We start from the raw sequence: 715 nt of genomic DNA on the forward strand, positions 1-715 counted from the left end.
GTTGGTCAAGTGGTTAAGACACCGCCCTTTCACGGCGGTAACATGGGTTCAAATCCCGTACGGGTCATTGCCGGAAGGCAAGAATTGAATATTTTTCTATCCATCAAATGGAGGATTACCCAAGTGGCTTAAGGGGACGGTTTTGAAAACCGTTAGACGGGGTGACTCGTGCGTGGGTTCAAATCCCACATCCTCCTTTTTATTATCGCGGGATGGAGCAGTCTGGTAGCTCGTCGGGCTCATAACCCGAAGGTCGTTGGTTCAAATCCAGCTCCCGCAATATGGTCCATTGGAGCAGTGGTTTATCTCGCCTCCCTGTCACGGAGGAGATCGCGGGTTCAAATCCCGCATGGACCGTTTGATGGCTCGGTAGCTCAGTTGGTAGAGCAATGGATTGAAGCTCCATGTGTCGGCGGTTCGATTCCGTCCCGCGCCATTGAAAATGGAGGAATAGCGAAGTGGCTAAACGCGGCGGTCTGTAAAACCGCTCTCTCTGAGTTCAGTGGTTCGAATCCACTTTCCTCCATAATAGGGATATAGTTTAAAGGTAGAACTACGGTCTCCAAAACCGTCGGTGTGGGTTCAATTCCTACTATCCCTGTTAACAGAATATGGCGGTATTGGTGAAGTGGTTAACACACTGGTTTGTGGATCCAGCATTCGTGGGTTCGATTCCCACATACCGCCCTAGCCGAAGGGCAGAAAAGAATAATCG

The 715-nt window shown here is 50.2% G+C and carries 7 tRNA genes; all 7 read left to right on the forward strand.

From position 1 onward, the window contains the following. Positions 1-109 precede the first annotated feature (109 nt). Positions 110-197 (forward strand) — tRNA-Ser (locus FD23_RS08730). A gap of 9 nt (positions 198-206) precedes the next feature. Beyond that, a tRNA-Met gene (locus FD23_RS08735) sits at positions 207-280 on the forward strand. A 3-nt stretch (positions 281-283) separates the two neighbouring features. After that, positions 284-357, forward strand: a tRNA-Asp gene (locus FD23_RS08740). A 6-nt stretch (positions 358-363) separates the two neighbouring features. After that, a tRNA-Phe gene (locus tag FD23_RS08745) sits at positions 364-436 on the forward strand. An 8-nt stretch (positions 437-444) separates the two neighbouring features. Continuing rightward, positions 445-526: transfer RNA gene (locus FD23_RS08750), tRNA-Tyr, on the forward strand. Positions 527-530: 4 nt separating this feature from the next. Beyond that, positions 531-601 (forward strand) — tRNA-Trp (locus FD23_RS08755). Positions 602-614: 13 nt separating this feature from the next. Further along, a tRNA-His gene (locus FD23_RS08760) sits at positions 615-687 on the forward strand. Positions 688-715: the final 28 nt, after the last annotated feature.

The organism is Lactobacillus delbrueckii subsp. delbrueckii DSM 20074 = JCM 1012, from assembly GCF_001433875.1.
GTDB classification, from domain to species: Bacteria; Bacillota; Bacilli; order Lactobacillales; family Lactobacillaceae; genus Lactobacillus; species Lactobacillus delbrueckii.